This window comes from Streptomyces sp. NPDC086519 (genome assembly GCF_040686075.1).
GTDB lineage: Bacteria > Actinomycetota > Actinomycetes > Streptomycetales > Streptomycetaceae > Streptomyces > Streptomyces shenzhenensis.
The window spans coordinates 98,282-114,812 of record NZ_JBFBJL010000005.1; the positions used below are offsets into that span (position 1 = coordinate 98,282).

Annotated in this window: 14 protein-coding genes and 1 pseudogene; 9 read left to right on the top strand and 6 right to left on the bottom strand. The window is 72.3% G+C overall.

Going from position 1 to position 16,531, the window contains the following annotated elements; genetic code table 11:
* Positions 1-10: 10 nt before the first annotated feature.
* The 6 genes from AB0P24_RS07300 (at position 11) to AB0P24_RS07325 (ending at position 7,142) form a co-directional block, all read left to right on the top strand.
* Complete coding sequence (locus AB0P24_RS07300; RefSeq protein WP_365791232.1) at positions 11-748, top strand: SDR family oxidoreductase; 738 nt, start codon at positions 11-13, stop codon at positions 746-748.
* Positions 749-983: 235 nt separating this feature from the next.
* On the top strand, positions 984-2,222 hold the full coding sequence (locus AB0P24_RS07305; RefSeq protein ID WP_365791233.1) for a histidine kinase: 1,239 nt from the start codon (positions 984-986) through the stop codon (positions 2,220-2,222).
* Between the two features lie 17 nt (positions 2,223-2,239).
* A complete protein-coding gene (locus AB0P24_RS07310; protein ID WP_365791234.1) occupies positions 2,240-2,929 on the top strand; it encodes a response regulator transcription factor in 690 nt (229 codons plus the stop codon).
* A 427-nt stretch (positions 2,930-3,356) separates the two neighbouring features.
* On the top strand, positions 3,357-3,779 hold the full coding sequence (locus AB0P24_RS07315) for a hypothetical protein (protein WP_365791235.1): 423 nt from the start codon (positions 3,357-3,359) through the stop codon (positions 3,777-3,779).
* Positions 3,780-3,840: 61 nt separating this feature from the next.
* Positions 3,841-4,575 carry an ABC transporter ATP-binding protein gene (locus AB0P24_RS07320; RefSeq protein WP_365791236.1) on the top strand — a complete coding sequence of 245 codons (735 nt, stop codon included), beginning with the start codon at positions 3,841-3,843 and terminating at the stop codon, positions 4,573-4,575.
* Positions 4,572-7,142, top strand: coding sequence for an FtsX-like permease family protein (locus AB0P24_RS07325; RefSeq protein ID WP_365791237.1), 2,571 nt, complete (start codon positions 4,572-4,574; stop codon positions 7,140-7,142). The genes AB0P24_RS07320 and AB0P24_RS07325 overlap by 4 nt, the downstream gene beginning before the upstream one ends.
* 470 nt (positions 7,143-7,612) lie before the next feature.
* Here the strand turns inward: AB0P24_RS07325 and AB0P24_RS07330 are convergent, their stop codons facing one another.
* The 3 genes from AB0P24_RS07330 to AB0P24_RS07340 all read right to left on the bottom strand — a co-directional run bounded on the left by AB0P24_RS07330 (position 7,613) and on the right by AB0P24_RS07340 (position 11,550).
* A complete protein-coding gene (locus tag AB0P24_RS07330; protein WP_365791238.1) occupies positions 7,613-9,058 on the bottom strand; it encodes a carboxylesterase family protein in 1,446 nt (481 codons plus the stop codon).
* Between the two features lie 81 nt (positions 9,059-9,139).
* A complete protein-coding gene (locus AB0P24_RS07335; protein WP_365791239.1) occupies positions 9,140-10,045 on the bottom strand; it encodes an MBL fold metallo-hydrolase in 906 nt (301 codons plus the stop codon).
* A gap of 605 nt (positions 10,046-10,650) precedes the next feature.
* Positions 10,651-11,550: a helix-turn-helix transcriptional regulator gene (locus AB0P24_RS07340; protein ID WP_365791240.1), complete on the bottom strand. Its 900-nt coding sequence runs from the start codon at positions 11,548-11,550 to the stop codon at positions 10,651-10,653.
* Positions 11,551-11,560: 10 nt separating this feature from the next.
* Here AB0P24_RS07340 and AB0P24_RS07345 point away from each other — a divergent pair, with 10 nt between their 5' ends.
* Complete coding sequence (locus AB0P24_RS07345) at positions 11,561-12,193, top strand: SRPBCC family protein (protein ID WP_365791241.1); 633 nt, start codon at positions 11,561-11,563, stop codon at positions 12,191-12,193.
* A gap of 140 nt (positions 12,194-12,333) precedes the next feature.
* Here the strand turns inward: AB0P24_RS07345 and AB0P24_RS07350 are convergent.
* Together AB0P24_RS07350 and AB0P24_RS07355 are read right to left on the bottom strand one after the other, a co-directional pair.
* Positions 12,334-12,912: pseudogene (locus AB0P24_RS07350) on the bottom strand (zinc-binding dehydrogenase); the annotation flags it as partial.
* A 447-nt stretch (positions 12,913-13,359) separates the two neighbouring features.
* Entirely contained in the window at positions 13,360-13,572 is a 213-nt protein-coding gene (locus AB0P24_RS07355) for a cold-shock protein (RefSeq protein WP_365791242.1), read from the bottom strand.
* Positions 13,573-14,428: 856 nt separating this feature from the next.
* Here AB0P24_RS07355 and AB0P24_RS07360 point away from each other — a divergent pair.
* Positions 14,429-14,620: a hypothetical protein gene (locus AB0P24_RS07360; protein ID WP_365791243.1), complete on the top strand. Its 192-nt coding sequence runs from the start codon at positions 14,429-14,431 to the stop codon at positions 14,618-14,620.
* 163 nt (positions 14,621-14,783) lie between these two features.
* Here AB0P24_RS07360 and AB0P24_RS07365 read toward each other — a convergent pair whose 3' ends face one another.
* The gene (locus tag AB0P24_RS07365; RefSeq protein ID WP_365791244.1) at positions 14,784-15,155 is read right to left on the bottom strand and encodes a MerR family transcriptional regulator; all 372 of its coding nucleotides are present in this window, start codon (positions 15,153-15,155) and stop codon (positions 14,784-14,786) included.
* Positions 15,156-15,273: 118 nt separating this feature from the next.
* Between AB0P24_RS07365 and AB0P24_RS07370 the strand changes: the two genes are divergently transcribed.
* A complete protein-coding gene (locus AB0P24_RS07370) occupies positions 15,274-16,365 on the top strand; it encodes an alkene reductase (protein WP_365791245.1) in 1,092 nt (363 codons plus the stop codon).
* Positions 16,366-16,531: the final 166 nt, after the last annotated feature.

Below are 16,531 nucleotides of genomic sequence, written 5' to 3' on the forward strand. Positions count from 1 at the left end.
CATCGACGGCATGAGCGAAACGAAGATCGCGCTGGTGACCGGCGCGAACAAGGGAATCGGGTACGAGATCGCGGCCGGGCTGGGCGCCCTCGGCTACCGCGTGGGCGTGGGGGCCCGCGACCGGACCCGGCGCGAGGCCGCCGTCCAGAAGCTGCGCGCGGCGGGGGTGGACGCGTTCGGGGTGCCCCTGGACGTGACCCGCGACCAGAGCGCCACCGAGGCCGCGGACCTGATCGAACGGCAGGCCGGGCGCCTGGACGTCCTGGTCAACAACGCCGGCATCTCGGGAGAGACGGGGCCGGGGTGGGTGCAGGACCCGACCACGCTCGACCTCGACGTGGTCCGTACGGTCGTGGAGACCAACGTCATCGGTGTCATCAGGGTGACCAACGCGATGCTGCCGCTGCTGCGGCGCTCGACGTCGCCCCGCATCGTCAACGTCTCCAGTGCCGTCGCCTCCCTCACCCGGCAGGCGGACCCGGACACCGAGATCGGCCCCGTCATGGCGGCCTACGCGCCGTCGAAGTCGTTCCTCAACGCCGTCACGGTGCAGTACGCCCGGCAGTTCGCCGGTACGAACATCCTGATCAACGCCGCCTGCCCGGGCCTGGTCGCGACCGACTTCACCGGCTTCCACGGACCCCGTACTCCCGAGCAGGGCGCGGCCACGGCGATCCGGCTCGCCACGCTGCCCGACGGCGGCCCGACCGGTTCGTTCTTCGAGGACGACGGCGTCGTCCCCTGGTGACTTCGCACTCGGCGTGACCGTGCCGCGAGTCCCGGCGCGGCCCGACGCGAGCGCGGATACGAGGCCGGTGACACGGGGCGTTTCTCTGTGCCTGGAGAGACGCCCCAGCAGGACCCTGACCGGCACCTGCACAGGTCGGCCGGCACATCAGACCTCCGGATGAGGCGAGTTGGGGCCGCGTCCGGGGTCGGTGCTCCGGCGTCCGGCTGTGTCCGGCTGCCGTAGCCTGGCGGCCATGGTGCGTGGTTTTCCTCGTCGGCCGTGGATGCATACGGCCTACGACGTCGCCGTCGCGGGGGTGGTGGCCTGTTCGGCCTCCTACTACAGCGAGGGGTACGACCAGGCGATCGGCGGGGCGATGGCGCTGACGCTGGTGTTCCGGCGGCGGCGGCCGATGGCCGTGCTGGGAGTGGTGTCGGCGCTGGCGTTGCTTCAGTACGTGCTGGCCGTTGTTCCGGACGAGGCCCAGGCGGGCGCGCCGACGGGCTACGACATCGCCGTCCTGGTGGCGATGGTGTCCGTGGTCACCCACGCCCGTGCCAGGTGGCAGGTCCACACCGCCGGCGCGGTGGTCGTGGCCGGCGTGGTGCTGGGGTTCGGCGGAGTCGGCAGCCTGTTCACGCCACGCGCGGCGTCGATGGACTTCGTGTCGTTCGTGGCGTTCCTCGGTATCTGCGTGGCGGTGTGGCTGACGGCCGTGGTGCTGCGGACCCGGCGGCTGTACGCGGCCGGCCTGGAGGAGAAGGCCGCCGCGGAGGAGCGGGAGCGGCGGCATCTGGCGCAACTCGCCGCGGCCGAGGAGCGGGCGGAGATCGCCCGGGAACTGCACGACGTGGTGGCCCACAGCCTGGCGGTGATGATCCTCCAGGCCGACGCGGTCGGCTACGTGCTCAAGACCGATCCGGACAAGGCCGGTACGGCGTTGCAGACCATCGCCGCCACCGGCCGGGACGCGCTGGAGGACATGCACCGGATCGTGCGCGTCCTGCGCGCGGGCCGGGCTCCGGGCGACGGCGAGGAGGAGGGGCCCGAGCTGGGCGACGGCCGGCGCCGGGCGTCGCTGGCCGGTCTGGAGACCCTCGTGGAGCGGGCCCGTACGGCCGGACTGCTGGTGACCCTGACGGTCCACGGCGACCGGGACCGGTTGCCGACCGCGGACCAGCTGACGGTGTTCCGGGTCGTCCAGGAGTGCCTGACCAACGCGTTGCGGCATGCCGGCCCCGGCGCAGAGGTCGCCGTCACACTCCGCTGCGAGGAGGACGTCGTGCACATCGAGGTGTCCGACGACGGAGGCGGCCGGCTGGGGGCGCCCGCACCCGCCGGAGCGGAGGGCGTGACCAGCGGCGGCAACGGCCTGGTGGGCATGCGCGAGCGGGTGGAGGTGTCCGGTGGTCGTTTCACCGCCGGACCGCGCCTCGGCGCGGGATGGCGGGTCGAAGCGGACCTTCCGACGAAGGCGCGCGCAGCGACGTGAAGGGCGGGAGCACGGACATGAACACGGACCCGAGCGGGGACATGAGCAGGCCGATTCGGGTGGCTGTGGTGGACGATCAGCCGCTGATCCGGGCGGGATTCACCATGGTGCTGTCGGCGCAGAGCGACATGGAGGTCGTAGGGGAGGCCGCGGACGGCGCCGAGGCACTGAGACTGCTGGAGAGCACCGAGGCCCATGTCGTGATCATGGACATCCGCATGCCGGTCATGGACGGCATCGAGGCCACGCGGCGGCTCGCCGAACGGGGCACGGCGCCCCGGGTGCTCGTGCTCACCACCTTCGACACCGATGAGGACGCCTTCGCCGCGCTGCAGGCCGGGGCGAGCGGCTTCCTGCTGAAGAACTCCCCGGCCGAGGACGTCGTGTCGGCCATCCGTGTCGTGGCCGCCGGCGAGTCCGTCGTCGCTCCGCGGGTCACGCGGGCGCTGCTGGACCGGTTCGCGGGGAAGCTGGTGCCGTCTCCGCGGCATGACGACCGGCTGGCCGTGCTGACCACTCGTGAACGGGAGGTGCTGGAACTGGTCGCCGAAGGACTGTCGAACGCCGAGATCGCCGCGCGTCTGTTCGTCGCCGAGGCCACCGTCAAGACGCACTTCGGGAAGGTGCTGGCCAAGCTGCACCTGCGCGACCGCGCGCAAGCCGTGGTGTTCGCCTACGAGTCGGGCCTCGTCCGCCCCGTCGGCTGACCCCGGTGCGCCCTGAACGGGGCACCGGCCGGGCGGTGTCCGGGGGCGGGCGGACGTGTCCGGGCCGCGGTCCAGGTGGAGGTCCGGGGCCTTGAGCGGATCTGAGAGGCCGAGAGGACGACAGGCCGAGAGGATAGGCGGTTGCGCGCGGCAGTAAGACGCGACAGCGCCGGATCGCCCCGCCGCCCCGCCGCCCCGCCGCCTCGCCGTTCGGCGATCTCCGCCGGGCTGCCCGCGTGCTCTCGCAGGTCGGGAACGTCGCTCCCCGGGTCTACGACCGTGGTCGTAGACCCGCGCTGCCACTGCGGTCGCAAGCGCCCCCGCCTGAACTCCGATCGTGCTCCGATGTGTCGGGGACGCCGAACTCCGAGGATTACTTCCACGGCTCGCCGGAAAACGCCGGCGGAACTACTCGGAGGTTATGGTCATGGCGGTTTCCGGTGCTGTCCGCAAGAACAGGTCCCTGGTTTTCGGGGCCGTCGGGGTGGTGCTCGCCGCCGTCGTGGCCGCCACTGCCGCATACGGCTGGCACGAGCACAACAAGCCCAGCCAGGCATCCGCCGCGGACTGCCGGCTGGCGCAGCGGATCGTCGACGAGGCGCAGCGGCTCCCCAAGGACGCCAAGGCGGCTGACGCCTGGGGGCAGCGCACGGCCACGATGCGCAGGGCGCAGATGAAGGACGGCTACCTCGGCGCGCAGATCTCCAACTACGAGGGATGGGCGGTCCTGCACGCCAAGGGCGAGGGGGAGCCGCCGACCGGCAAGGAACTCGCCCGGATGGCCAAGGAGGCCAACGGCCACTGCACGGACGCCGGTATCACCCTCACCCTGCCCGCATTCAATTCCTGACGGCCGCGATGACGTTCTCGGAGCGGAGCGGAGCGGCTCCGGATCGGAAAGGAATTCTGACGTGACCGCGGGGACCATCTCGGCCGTGAACCTGGTGAAGAAATTCCGGCAGGGGCAGTCCGACGTCACAGCGGTGAACGGGATAACGGCGGATCTCGCCCGCGCCCGTTTCACCGCGATCGTCGGGCCGTCGGGCTCGGGCAAGTCGACGCTGATGCACTGCCTGGCGGGGCTGGACACCCCGACCTCCGGCCAGGTCGTGCTGGACGGCACGGACATCGGCCGCCTGTCGGACCGGGCACTGACCCGGGTGCGCCGCGACCGGGTCGGTTTCGTCTTCCAGTCGTTCAACCTGCTCCCGCAGCTGACCGCGCTGGAGAACATCGTGCTGCCGCTCACCATGGCCGGCCGCCGCCCCGACCCGGCCCTGCTGGACCGCCTCGTCACCGTCCTCGGCATCACCGACCGCCTCGCCCACCGCCCCGGCGAACTGTCCGGCGGACAGCAGCAGCGGGTCGCGCTGGCCCGCGCCCTGGCGGCCCGTCCCGCCGTGGTCTTCGCCGACGAGCCCACCGGCAACCTCGACTCCCGTGCGGGCACCGAGGTGCTCGGCTTCCTCCGGGACTCCGTACGCGACCTCGGCCAGACCGTGGTCATGGTGACCCACGACCCGGACGCGGCGGCCCGCGCCGACCGCGTGATCGTCCTCGCCGACGGCCGCGTCGTCGACGACCTCGACGCCCCCACCCGGACCGAGGTCACCGACGCGCTGCGCCGGGTGGTGAGGACCCGATGACGACGTCCGTCACCTGGCGCGCGAGCGTCCTGGGGTCCCAGCTGGCGGAGCTGCTGCGCCGCCCGGCCCGCATGCTGACGACCGGTTCGTCGGTCCTGGTGGCCGCCTTCGTCGTCTTCGCCACCGTCATGGCGCAGCAGATCACCGAGAACACCGCCCGCGCCCACTTCCGCGGCACGCCCGCGGCGGTCTCGCTGGCCGTCACCGACACCGACGCCTCGATCGGCCCGGCGGCGCTGCGGCGGATCCGCGCGCTGCCCGGCGTGGCCGAGGTCGCGGCCCGGGCCGACGCCGGAGCCCCGGTCTCCGGCGGCCTGTCCCAGAACTATCTGCAACTGCGCGCCGACCCCGGTACCGGCCCGCTGTCCCGGGTCAGGCTCGTCGAAGGGAGCTATCCCGACGGGCCCGGCCGGATCGCCGTCAACCGCCCGGCGGCGGAAGAGCTCCGGCTGGCCCCGGGCCGCCGCATCACCCTGCTCTTCCCCGACCCCGGGAACCCGGAGAAGACCATCCGCTCCACGCTGACGGTCACCGGCGTGGTCAGCGGCGCCACGAACGCCGACCGGGACGCCGCAGGGTACGCGACCGGCCAGAACATCCTGCGCATCGCGGCCCTGTCCGGCTACTCACGGCTCGACATCCGGACCGTGAACGGCGCCGACACCCAGGAGATCGCCCGGCGGGTACGGGACGTCCTGAGGACGCCGTCCCCGCACGCCCTGGTGAGCTCCGGTGACACGATCCGGGCCGCGGAGGCCCGCGCCGCCCTCGCGCAGTACCGGGAGATCTTCCAGCTGATCGCCGTGTTCCTGGCCGTCGCGGTGGGAGCCGCCGCCCTGGTCGCCACCTCGGCCTTCCGCATCGTCTTCGCGCAGCGGCTGCGGCAACTGGCGCTGCTGCGCGCCATCGGCGCCCAGCGACGGCAGCTCGTCACCGCGCTCGTGGCCGAAGGCGCCCTGGCGGGGGCCACCGCGGGGACACTCGGGGTCCTGGCGGCCTGGGGAGCCGGGCACCTGGCCCCGTCGGCCGCCCGCGCCGCCGGACAGGACCTGGCCGCGCCCGGTTTCCCCGCCGCGCAGGCCGCTCTGGTGATCGCCGGCGCCGTGCTGGTGACGGCCGGCGCGGTGCTCGCCCCCGCACGGTCGGCGTCGCACGTGCCGCCGTTGCAGGCCCTGCGCGCCGCCTCCACCGTCACCGCCGAGCACCGTCTCCACCCCGCGCGGCTGGCCACCGGACTGTTCCTCGCCGTCACGGCCCTGGGGCTGGTGGCGCTGCTCCTCAGCGACCTGCCGCAGCCCGGGGCGGGCGGCTACGAACGGGACGTCACCTCCCTGCTGGTGACCGTCGCCTCGGCCGCCCTCGCCTTCCTGGCGCTGATCACCCTGGGCCCGCTGCTGGTCCGCCCGGTGCTGGCGGTCGCCGGATGGCCGCTGCGCCGGCTGGGCACCACCGGCAGGCTGGCGGTCGGCGTGGTCGGCGGCGCACCGCGCCGGGCCGCGGCGGTGTCCGTCGTGGTCGCCCTCGGCGTGGCGCTCGTCGGGGGAGCCCTCGTCGCCGTCGCCTGCCTGGGCGGTTACACGGACCGCAAGCTGGCCGTGGAGGCACCGGCGGACTTCCGCGTGACCGACGCCAAGGGATTCCCGCCGGCCCTGGTCCAACGGCTCGCCGCCTCCCCACGGCTGTCCGACGTCCTCGCCTACCGCACGCTCGACATCACGGTCGGGCAGACCCGGCAGACCGTCTCCGACCTGGACCTGCGGGCCCTGCCCACCGCCCACGACATCGACACGGCGACGGGGAGCCTGAACGCCCTGCGTCCGGGCGAGGTGATCGTGGCGGCCGTACTCGCCGACGACCTCGGCGTGCGCGCGGGGGACACCGTCGGCCTCCCCGCTCCCCACGGCCGCCTCCGGCTGACGGTCGCGGCCACCCTCGCCGGTGACGGCCCGGTCGGCACGGGACTCTTCGTGACACCCGCCGACCTCGGCCGCCTGGGCGCCGCCGCCCGGCCGACCGGCATCCTCGCCAACGCCTCGTCCGGCGGCCTCGCCGCGCGCGGCGAGGCACGCAGGGCCCTGGAGGCCGCCGTCGCCGCCCAGGTCCCCGACCCCGACGAGGCCGCCCTGGACGTACCGGCCGAGCTACGGGACGTCACCCTCGGCGACATCCGGCTCATGGGTACCACCGCGCTCGGGCTCGTCGGCCTCACCATCCTCATCGCCGTCGTGGGCGTGGTCACCACCACCAGCCTCACCGCGGTCGAACGCACCCGCGAGTTCGGCCTGTTGCGCGCCCTGGGCCTGGGCCGGGGCTCCCTACGCCGGACCGTCGCCGTGGAAGCCGCCCTGTACGGCGCCCTCGGCGGCATCCTGGGGCTGGCCCTGGGAGTCCCGTACGCCTGGCTGGCCGTCCGGCTCGCCGTCGCACCGGCGCCCCTGCTGCTGCCCACGGGCCGGCTCCTGACGGTCTTCGTCACCCTGACGGCCGTCACGGCACTCGCCGGACTCCTCCCCGCCCGCCGGGCCGGCCGCGCCACCCCCATGGCAGCGCTCGGCGACACCGAATGAGCCGAGCCCGCGGGCCCGCGAACAGCCGGGCGCGGGCCGGTCCCGTCCGTCGGCGAGTCCGGCGGCGGCCGGCGGCCCTCGGACCGGCGGCCGATCGATGCCGACGGCCTCTCGCGCACCATGTGGGGCATGGGGGCGCAGGTTTCGGCGGGAACCGGGTCCGGGGCACCCGCAGCCAGGCTCAGTTCGGCACCTGCTGGCGGGCGGATGGCTCCTTCGGGACGATGTGCATCGAGACCCGTAACTCCTGCGCTGCGCGACCCTCGAGACTCCTTGCCGCACGTGGAATCACCTTGGTTCCAGCCGGTGAGGCCCTGTCGGCGGCTCGCGCCGGACCACCGGCGTCTGCGGGCCCTCGGCCAGTGGGCGCGGGACTGATCAGGTCCCGCGGGTCTGCTCGGGTATCGTCGCGAGCACCGCCTCCCGGCCCCCGGCGCGCAGTGCGCGGCGCCGTTGCCCGCGGTCGGCGGTCAGGCGACGCCGATGCGCTGGACGTGGCCATCGGCCGGTTCGTGGACGGGCCAGCCGGGATTGCCGGTCTCAGCGAACCGTATCCACGATCGGTGGATACGGGCGGCGAGCAGGGCGGACGGTTCGGCGTTGCCGAGGAGCCCTCGTGGGCCGCGCAGCGATGGCAGGGACAGGCGGTCGAAGACGAACGGCAACTCCATGACATGGCTGGCGCCCAGGCGCCCGTCGATCGCGTCGGAGCGCCAGACGAACTCGTAGCAGTACGTCCGTCCGGCCGCGGCGCTCGCGTGTGCGGCGGCCATCTGCCGGGTGCCGGCTCTGAACAGCCCGTCACCGAGGATGGTGGTGCGCAGGTCGGCGGCCGAGGCGGACGGGTGCTGTGCCCGGTAGGCACGGACGACTTCGTCGGGGCCGGGGTGGAACTTTGCCGCAGTGTCCCGGACATCGGCATCGGTGGTGCTCGCCAGGAGTCCCAACGGGGCCAGGTAGAGACTGCCCTCGTCGAGATTGGCGCCGATCAACAGGTCGACCTCGCCTCCCTGGCCGGCGGCGACCGCGGTGGCCGGCTGGTGCTCGCTGACCAGACTGAAGGAGGTGATACCGCCGAGCGGGTCGTGATGGGTGGACGTGCGCAAGTCCAGGCCTGTCAGGCCGGCCATGACGGCGACGAGGCGCTCGTCGGGGATGCCGGCCAGGGCTTTGACGGTGGGTTCGAGGTCCAGCTCGCGTCCGACCGTCGCGGTGACGATGCCGGCCTGGTCGGGGGTGAAGGCTCCGGTGCCGCTGCCGCTTTGGATGATCGCCCGTCGGACCAGGCCGGAGGAGGCCGGGTCGGCGAGGATGCCGCCGACGATGACGGCTCCGGCTGACTGGCCGAAGAGCGTGACGTTGCCGGGGTCGCCGCCGAAGCGGGCGGCGTTCTCCTGGATCCAGTGCAGGGCGGCCAGGACGTCGAGCATTCCGCGGTTGTCCGGGGCATCGGGAAGGTGCAGGAAACCGGGGATGCCCAGACGGTAGTTGACGGTGATCAGCACGACGCCGTCGCGGGCGAAAGCCGTTCCGTCGTAGAGCGGCGCACGGCTGGAGCCCGCGACGAATCCTCCGCCGTGCACGAACACCATGACTGGCCGGGTCGCTTCATCCTGCTGCGGGGCCCAGATGTTCACGGTGAGGTAGTCCTCGCCGCGCTGCCAGCCCGGGCCGAAGTAGGGCGACATGTCGAGGGTGCCGAAGGAGTCCCGGGTGGGCTGGGGTGCGGTCGGTCCCGGCCGCGTCGCGTCACGGATCCCGCTCCACCGTTCGTGCGGGCTCGGCGCGGCGAAACGCCTGCGTCCGACGGGCGGGGCGGCGTAGGGCACATCGAGGAAGACGGTCCCGTGTTCGTGGCGGCGGCCGTGGATCGGGCCGGAGGTGGTCGTGACGGTGGCGGGATCGGCGGGTGCCATTTCGGATCTCCTCGCTGTTGGTTGCACAGGTGGATGCCGCCGCTCCGGGGTGGCTGGAGCGGCGGTGGGGTGAAGTCGCCGTCAGTACCGGGTGATCGGCGCCCACTTCTTGATCACGAATCCGCTGCCCTTGTTCTCGACTTCGAGGGCGCTGTGGCCGCTGAAGTGGGCGGGCAGGACGAGGGCGCCTGCGTCGGCGGCCCAGCCGAGCAGCGTGCGGCGGGTGGTCCGGGCCTGGGCCGGGTCCTGGCAGAAGCAGCTGCTGTGGTCGGGGTGCATGACCTGTAGGGGGGTGTGCATCAAGTCACCGGCGAACAGAGCCCGGTCGCTGCCGGACTGAAGCTTGACGACGCTGGATCCGGGAGTGTGGCCGGGGGCCGCTTCCAGGCGCAGGCTGCCGTCGACGGCGTGGCTGTGCTCCCACAGCTGAACCTGGCCTGCGGCGTGCACGGGGGCGACGCTGTCCTCGAACACGTTCTCGTTGACGCCGCCGGCGATGTCCGGGTTGTTCGCCGGGTTCCAGAACTCGAAGTCGGCCTTGGGCATCAGATAGGTGGCGTTCGGAAACGTGGGCACCCAGGTACCGTCGATCAGGCGGGTGTTCCAGCCGACGTGGTCGACGTGCAGGTGGGTGTTGACCACGAGGTCGACGTCCTCGGGCCGCACACCGGCGCGGGCGAGGTTGCCGAGGTAGTCCAGCCGAAGGTGGTCCCACCCGGCGACGGCCGGGCGGGTCTTGTTGTTGCCGACGCCGGTGTCGACCAGGATGATCCTGCCCTCGCTGCGCAGCAGCCAGGTCTGCATCGCGACGTTGACCATGGCGTCGTCGGCACCCAGGTGGTCGGGCACCAGCATCTCGCGGTGATCCTGCCAGGCATGCTCGGGCAGGTCGGGGAAGAACTGGTCCGGAGGCATGATCGGACCGTGCATCTCCTCGATGCGGGTGACGGTGACAGCGCCGAGTTCGAGCTCGTGCGTGTTCTTCATGGTCTTCTCCTGATGTGCGGGTTTCTCGGGGGACCGGGCGGGCGCTGGTGAGCACGGTGGGGCGGGGCCCGGCGGGGCTCGCCGCGGTGCTGCCGACGGTCAGCGGGAAGCCCAGGGCCGGGGTGTGGACACCCCCGTCGGCGGGCTTGGGCAGGGTGGCCAGGATCCGGAGGGTGCCCTTGGGGGAGAGCTCGGCGATCTGGCGGCCCTCGGCGAAGGTGACGTACGCGGCGCCGCCCGGTGCCAGGACGCGTTCTCCGGCGTCTGACCCCTGGCCAGGTCAAAGTGCACGGCGATCCGCGCGCTGCTCAGCGGGGCGGAGACGGCCGACGCCGACGCCGGGCTGAGCGCTGCGGCCGCGGCCGCGGCCGCGACAAGGACTGCCCCCGATACAGCGGACGTGGAGAGCTTCTTGAACATGGTTCCTTCACTGGCTTTCGGGCATGCGGCAGCAACGCGCCGACGCACGGGTTAGGAAAGGCGGATCTTGCCCCGGGCCGGGCGGCCCCGAGGCTGCTCGCGGCGGCGGCCGGTCGTCGGCCGTCCCCGGGTGGGACAGGGGTGCTCGCAGGTTCCGGCCGAGCGCCCGGTGGCGTCGTGCGAGGTCAGCCGGTGCCGGCCCGGGGCCCCAGCTGTACCGGGTCGGCCGGGATGGCGTTGTGGGTGACGGCCTGGGCGAGCAGGGCCAGCGCGGCCCGGGAGGGCGAGCCCGCCTCCGTGGTGGCGACCACGACGTTGGGACCCGGCCCCTGACTCAGGGTCTGCTGAACCACGGTCAGCGTGCCCACCAGCGGGTGCCGCATCTCATAGGCGGCGACGGTGCACGCCTTGACCCGGTGGTCGGCCCACATCGAGGCGAACTCAGTGCTCTTGGCGCTCAGTTCACCCAGCAGCGCGTGCAAGGCCGTGTCCTGCGGGTACTGGGCCGCCACCAGGCGCAGGTTCCCCACCACCGCCCTGGCCTTGCTCGGCCAGTCCGCGTACAGGTCGCGGGTATGACAGTCGAGAAACACCAGCCCGGCCATGTTGGGACGCTGCGCCGGCAGGTCCGGCGCGCCACGGTCCAGGTGCCCGGCGAACAGCGCGTGGCCCAGGCGATTCCACGCCAGCACGTCACTGCGCCGGCCGAGCACGATCGCGGGAACGTCAGCCAGTACGTCCAGCAACTGACGTGCAGCCTCCGTCACGCGCTCCGGTGCAGGCCGCCGGCCCCGAGTGCGGTGCCTGTCCACCTGGGCCAGGTCATGCAGGTACCGCCGCTCGGAGGCGTCCAGCCGCAGAGCCGATGCGATCGCGTCCAGCACCTCGGGCGACGCGCTCAGCGACTGCCCCTGCTCCAGCCGGGTGTAGTAGGAGGCGCTCACACCCGCCAGCAGCGCCAACTCCTCGCGCCGAAGGCCCGGCACACGCCGACGCTCCCCATAGGTCGGCACCCCGACATCCTCGGGGCGCAGCTGGGAGCGCCGCGCCTGTAGGAAGCCCCCGAGCTGCGATTTTCCGGTCATGGATCCGAGTATGGTCCGACTCGAAACGCACAGCCTGCCCCAGCTGTGGATAGGCACCAGCCGGTCTGGATCCCCGGCAGGACTGGTGATGACGTGGGTGTCGCCGACCCGGCACCACCCCGTACGCACCCAGGAGGACGCCTTGAGCGCCACCACCAATGAACACGACCTCGTGGAGGATCTGGACGCATCAGGCTTCGCCTTCACCAGACGCGCATGGGTCGATGCCACACCCGCCCGGGTCTATGACCTGGTCAGTGATGTGTCCGCGATCGGCCGCTGGAGCCCCAACGCGACCGACGTCACGTTCGACCAGGGCACCGGGCCTCGGGTCGGCGCCTGGTTCAGCGGACGCAATCAGAAGGACGGCAGGGAATGGACCACCCGCTCCCAGGTCGTACGAGCCGACCCCGGCGACGCCTTCACCTTCGTGGTCGGCGGCGCCGAAGACGGCATCGTGCAGTGGACCTGGACCTTCCACCCCCAGGGACGCGGAACCCTCGTCGAGCAGTCCTGGCAACTCCTGCGCCTCGACCCGGTGCTGGGCACCACCCGCCGCGACCTCGACGCACTCCGCGACTACATGGCGAACAGCGTCGAAGCCACCCTGATCTCCCTCGCCCAATGGATCGCCGAAGCGTGAGATCACCCCGCCCCATGCCCGGGCCGACAAGCAAGACAGGCGATAGGAAACGCCGACGGCCTGAACCGGATCTCGGCGGAGGACACCGCGGTCGCCCTGGTGTGCGAGGCGTAGCCGCCCCGGTTTCGTCCGACGCCGCTTCACCACCCGCCAGTGACCGGCCGTTCGGCGCGGGACGCCGGGCGGGCGGCGGCTCGGACGACCCGGACCCGGCGCCCCCGGGTGTGGCCGGCGCGGCTGTCAGTGTGCGGCGCCGCTGCCTCGGGGAGCGAGTACGACTTCTCGACCGGGATGTGGAACCTGCCCCGGGAGATGAGGCCGACGGCCTCGGCGAGCGCGTCGGGCACGCTCCCGGCCACGCCGGAGAACCGGACGCCCAGCTGCGGCGCACCGAGGTCGGCGATGGAGACGATTTTGCGCGGGTCCCCGGTCGGCTCGGCGAGTCCGCGGATCACGCCCGAGCCGGCCAGGTCGAGGGCTGCGTCGACCCGGCACAGGTGCCGCACCCGTTCGCCCCAGCCCTCGTCGTAGGTCGTGGCGAGGGCGCCCAGGCCGCGCAGGTAGTCCTGGTTCGCAGCCCCGGCCGTGCCGATCACCGTGATGGCGCGCTCGCGGGCGATCTGTAGCACCGCCGACCCGACGCCGCCGGACGCGCCGCTGACCGGCAGCGTCTGCCCGGGCCGCACGCCGACCTCGCGGATGATGCGCAGCGAGGTCTCCGCCTTCGACGGGCCCACCGTGGGAAGCCCGTCGGCCCCCGCTCGCTGCGGGTCGGCGCGGGCCCCCGTGCCGGACGGGCTGCTGCTGGCCGGCGCTTCGGCGGGCCGGACTCCGCACGCTTCCGGCTCTCGGTCACCGTGCGGGCGTGCCGCACGGACTCAACCCGGAGCCGCAGGTAGGGGACCGCGGTCTCTTCCTCGGCGCGCTGAGTTTCGAGGTACCCGAGGATCGCCCGAAGGGGAGGAGGGTCCGGCCGCATCTCGTTCACATGTTCGATTCAAGGTGTGATCCGCGGTCAGGCGTTCACGAATGTCCTGTGCCATCGAACCCTGGGCGTGTGCCAGCACGGTTTGAGCGGATCCGGCAGACGACCACTGGCGCGTCGGCCCGGAGCCGAGTCGTCTCCGGGCCGAGGTCGCTCCGTGCACGACGCCAGGCCGCCGGGCTCATCCCTCCGGGATGACCTCGTCCGCCTGCATGCCCTTCTGGCCCTGCACTGCAACGAAGGTCACCTTCTGGCCTTCCCGGAGGCTCTTGAAGCCGCCGCCCTGGATCGCCCTGAAGTGTACGAAGAGGTCGGGGCCGTTTTCTGGAGTGATGAAGCCATACCCCTTCTCCTCGTTGAACCACTTGACGGTGCCGCTCTGTCGCTCGGCCATGTCCACTCCTTCGGTTCAGGTGCTTCGGCCGGGCGTGCCGGACGCCCAACGAGTTGATCATCCCTGCCGGTGGATGCTGATGACGGGATCGGGGCGGCCGGCTGGGTAATCGCCGGCCCCTGTCGGGAACCGATTCCGAAGCGGGCGGATTGTAAGGCCCGGCGTTGGCCGACGAAGTCTGAGCGCCTCCGGCCGATCGCCTGCGCGCCGGCTCTCTCCAGTTGCCATCGGGGTGTGCTCAGCGCTTTCTGGAAGAGCGGGTGGAACGGCCCGTTCTTCCAGGAGGAGCGCACCATGGCGCAACCGGTAAGTCGGCCAACGATCAGCGCCGAGCAGTTCAGCCGAGTGTGTGACGAGATCAGGAGCACGGCGGCGCCCGGGAGGAGCGCTCAGTCCATCCGGGACTGCGCTCTGCGCATCGTGCAGACCCTCGGCTTGGCGCTGTCCACGGATGACCTGAGCAGGCTCCTCGCCGAACTCATGGCCCCCGGGGCAGCCCCACCACCGGGGAGCCCTCACTACACCCGAGAAGCCATCCTGGACATGCCCGACGAACAGCCAGGAGAAGACGAAGGTCCGGTCAGGTAGAGCGGGCCATCATGACTGATCGCATCCTCGGCTCGCCGGAGGGCGCTTGGTTGCGCGAACGCGGTCTGGAGACCACCACCGCGGTGCTCGCCGCGGAAATCGGGATCGCCGCGTTCAAGGTCGCCTAGCGCGTTCGCGCCGGCCGCGGCCGGACTGCTCGACGGGCTGCACGCCACCACACACCGGCAATACACAGACGAACCCGGACGCCGATACCCCGCCGTGCACGTGGACCGGGACGTGCCTCTACGTGGACGAGGACGACTGCATGTCCGCACCCGTCGCGGTCGCCGGGGACACGTCACTGGCCGACACTCGCGCCTTGGCTCCGGAACGCCTCGCGCAGCCGCTCACCATGGCCCAACTCACCCGCCACGTCGGCATGTTCGAACGCTCGATGCGCCGGTTCGTCGAGGAGACGTGCACCATGCCATTGCAGTGGCTGAGAACTTGCACATGAGGCCGGGTCGCCGGGCGGCGTTGGCCAGTGACAGGAGTCGGCCGCCGGCCAGAATCGGTCGGAGTGGGGTAATCCGCCGATCAGTTCGCATCGATTCACCGGAATGGCGTTGCCTGGACTTCAGGCCAGGGAGCACGTCAGACGAAGACCGGTCAGGGACTCCTCATGCCGCGGTCCGGCGGGCGTCGCGGTGGGTCCGGGCCGCGACGATCAGGCCGTCGAGCGCGTCGCGGGTGTTCAGCAGGTCCTCGATGTGGGCGGAGAGCAGGTCGCGCTCCTTGGCCATGCGCTCCAGCGCGGCGTCGGAGGTCTCGTCGCTGGGCGAGTCGCGGCAGGGCATCAGTTCCAGGATGGTGCGGCTGGACAGTCCGGCCGCGTACAGGCGCTGGATGAAGTCCACCCGCTCGGTGTCGGCCTCCGTGAAGTGCCGCTGACCGCCGGCGCTGCGGGTGCTGGTGAGCAGCCCCTGCTCCTCGTAGTAACGCAGCGAGCGGACACTGGCCCCGGTCCGCGCCGCGAGTTCGCCGATCCGCATCTGACCCTCCCGGCGGTGTCCCCGCCCCAGGACTTGACCCTCACATTGATGTCAGGTTCTAGCGTACCCGTCGGGCCCGCCGCTCGTGGGCCTTCGACCCGTACGAAGGAGTTCCGGCATGACCGGCAAGACCGGCAAGACCACGCTGTTCGACCGCTACCGCCTCGGCGGTCTGGAGTTGCCCAACCGGGTTGTGATGGCCCCGATGACCCGGGTCCGGGCCGCGGCCGGGGGCCTCGCCACCCCGTCCATGGCGGTCTACTACGCCCAGCGGGCCACCGCCGGACTGATCGTCACCGAGGGGGTGCAGCCCAGCCTGGTCGGGCAGTCCAACCCCGGCACGCCGGGCCTGTACACCGACGAGCAGGTGGCCTCCTGGCGCCCCGTGACCGACGCCGTGCACGTCAACGGCGGGCGTGTCTTCGCCCAGATCATGCACGGCGGCCGGGTCTCGCACCCCGAGACCACGGGCCTGCGGCCGGTCGGCCCGTCGGCGGTCGCCGCCGTGGGCGAGGTGTTCACCCCGGCCGGGCCGCGGCCCGCGCCGGTTCCCCGCGCCCTGGAGCTCTCCGAGATTCCCGGGGAAGTCCGCTCGTATGCCGCGGCCGCCCGGCGCGCCGTCGACGCCGGCTTCGACGGGGTCGAACTGCACGGCGCGAACGGCTACCTGATCTCCCAGTTCCTGTCGTCCAACGCCAACCTGCGCACCGACTCCTACGGCGGCCCGATCGCCCACCGCATCCGCTTCGCCGTCGAGGCGGTCGCCGCCACGGTGGATGCCGTGGGCGCCGCCCGCACCGCGATCAGGCTGTCTCCCGGCGGCACCTTCTGGGGCGTCGAGGAGACCGACATACCCGAGCTGTACGCGGCCCTGCTCGCCGAACTCGCCCGCTTCGACCTCGCCTACGTGCACCTGGAGGCGACCGCCGAGGAAGAAGTGCTGGTCGGGCTGCGCCGCGCCTGGCCGGGCAGCCTGGTCATGAACCCGGTGCTCCCGATGGGCCCGAAGCACGCCGACCGGGCCGCAGCCGACCACTGGCTCGGCCTCGGCGCGGATCTGATCAGCTTCGGCCGCGCCTTCATCGCCAACCCCGACCTGGTGGAACGGCTCCGTACCGGCCTGCCCATCGCGCCCGCCGACCCGGCCACGTACTACCAGGGCGGCGACGCGGGCTATCTCACCTACCCCGCCCACCAGTACACCGCCTGACCGGGCACGAAGGACGAACAACCACCACGAATTCGCTGAACACTCCCCAGGACGGCGCCCGGACCGCCGTCGGCATATGCGGCCGGGTCGCCGTGCCCGCCGAGGGCGTCGAGACGTTCGTCGCCGGGGCACGGGCGACGTCGTACCCGCTCGCCGCGGCGAATCC

Coding starts and splice junctions, on each gene's coding strand:
- AB0P24_RS07300 (WP_365791232.1), top strand. CDS start 11: ATGAGCGAAACGAAGATCGCGCTGGTGACCGGCGCGAACAAGGGAATC.
- AB0P24_RS07305 (WP_365791233.1), top strand. CDS start 984: ATGGTGCGTGGTTTTCCTCGTCGGCCGTGGATGCATACGGCCTACGAC.
- AB0P24_RS07310 (WP_365791234.1), top strand. CDS start 2,240: ATGAACACGGACCCGAGCGGGGACATGAGCAGGCCGATTCGGGTGGCT.
- AB0P24_RS07315 (WP_365791235.1), top strand. CDS start 3,357: ATGGCGGTTTCCGGTGCTGTCCGCAAGAACAGGTCCCTGGTTTTCGGG.
- AB0P24_RS07325 (WP_365791237.1), top strand. CDS start 4,572: ATGACGACGTCCGTCACCTGGCGCGCGAGCGTCCTGGGGTCCCAGCTG.
- AB0P24_RS07330 (WP_365791238.1), bottom strand. CDS start 9,058: ATGGCACCCGCCGATCCCGCCACCGTCACGACCACCTCCGGCCCGATC.
- AB0P24_RS07335 (WP_365791239.1), bottom strand. CDS start 10,045: ATGAAGAACACGCACGAGCTCGAACTCGGCGCTGTCACCGTCACCCGC.
- AB0P24_RS07340 (WP_365791240.1), bottom strand. CDS start 11,550: ATGACCGGAAAATCGCAGCTCGGGGGCTTCCTACAGGCGCGGCGCTCC.
- AB0P24_RS07345 (WP_365791241.1), top strand. CDS start 11,561: ATGGTCCGACTCGAAACGCACAGCCTGCCCCAGCTGTGGATAGGCACC.
- AB0P24_RS07355 (WP_365791242.1), bottom strand. CDS start 13,572: ATGGCCGAGCGACAGAGCGGCACCGTCAAGTGGTTCAACGAGGAGAAG.
- AB0P24_RS07360 (WP_365791243.1), top strand. CDS start 14,429: ATGTCCGCACCCGTCGCGGTCGCCGGGGACACGTCACTGGCCGACACT.
- AB0P24_RS07365 (WP_365791244.1), bottom strand. CDS start 15,155: ATGCGGATCGGCGAACTCGCGGCGCGGACCGGGGCCAGTGTCCGCTCG.
- AB0P24_RS07370 (WP_365791245.1), top strand. CDS start 15,274: ATGACCGGCAAGACCGGCAAGACCACGCTGTTCGACCGCTACCGCCTC.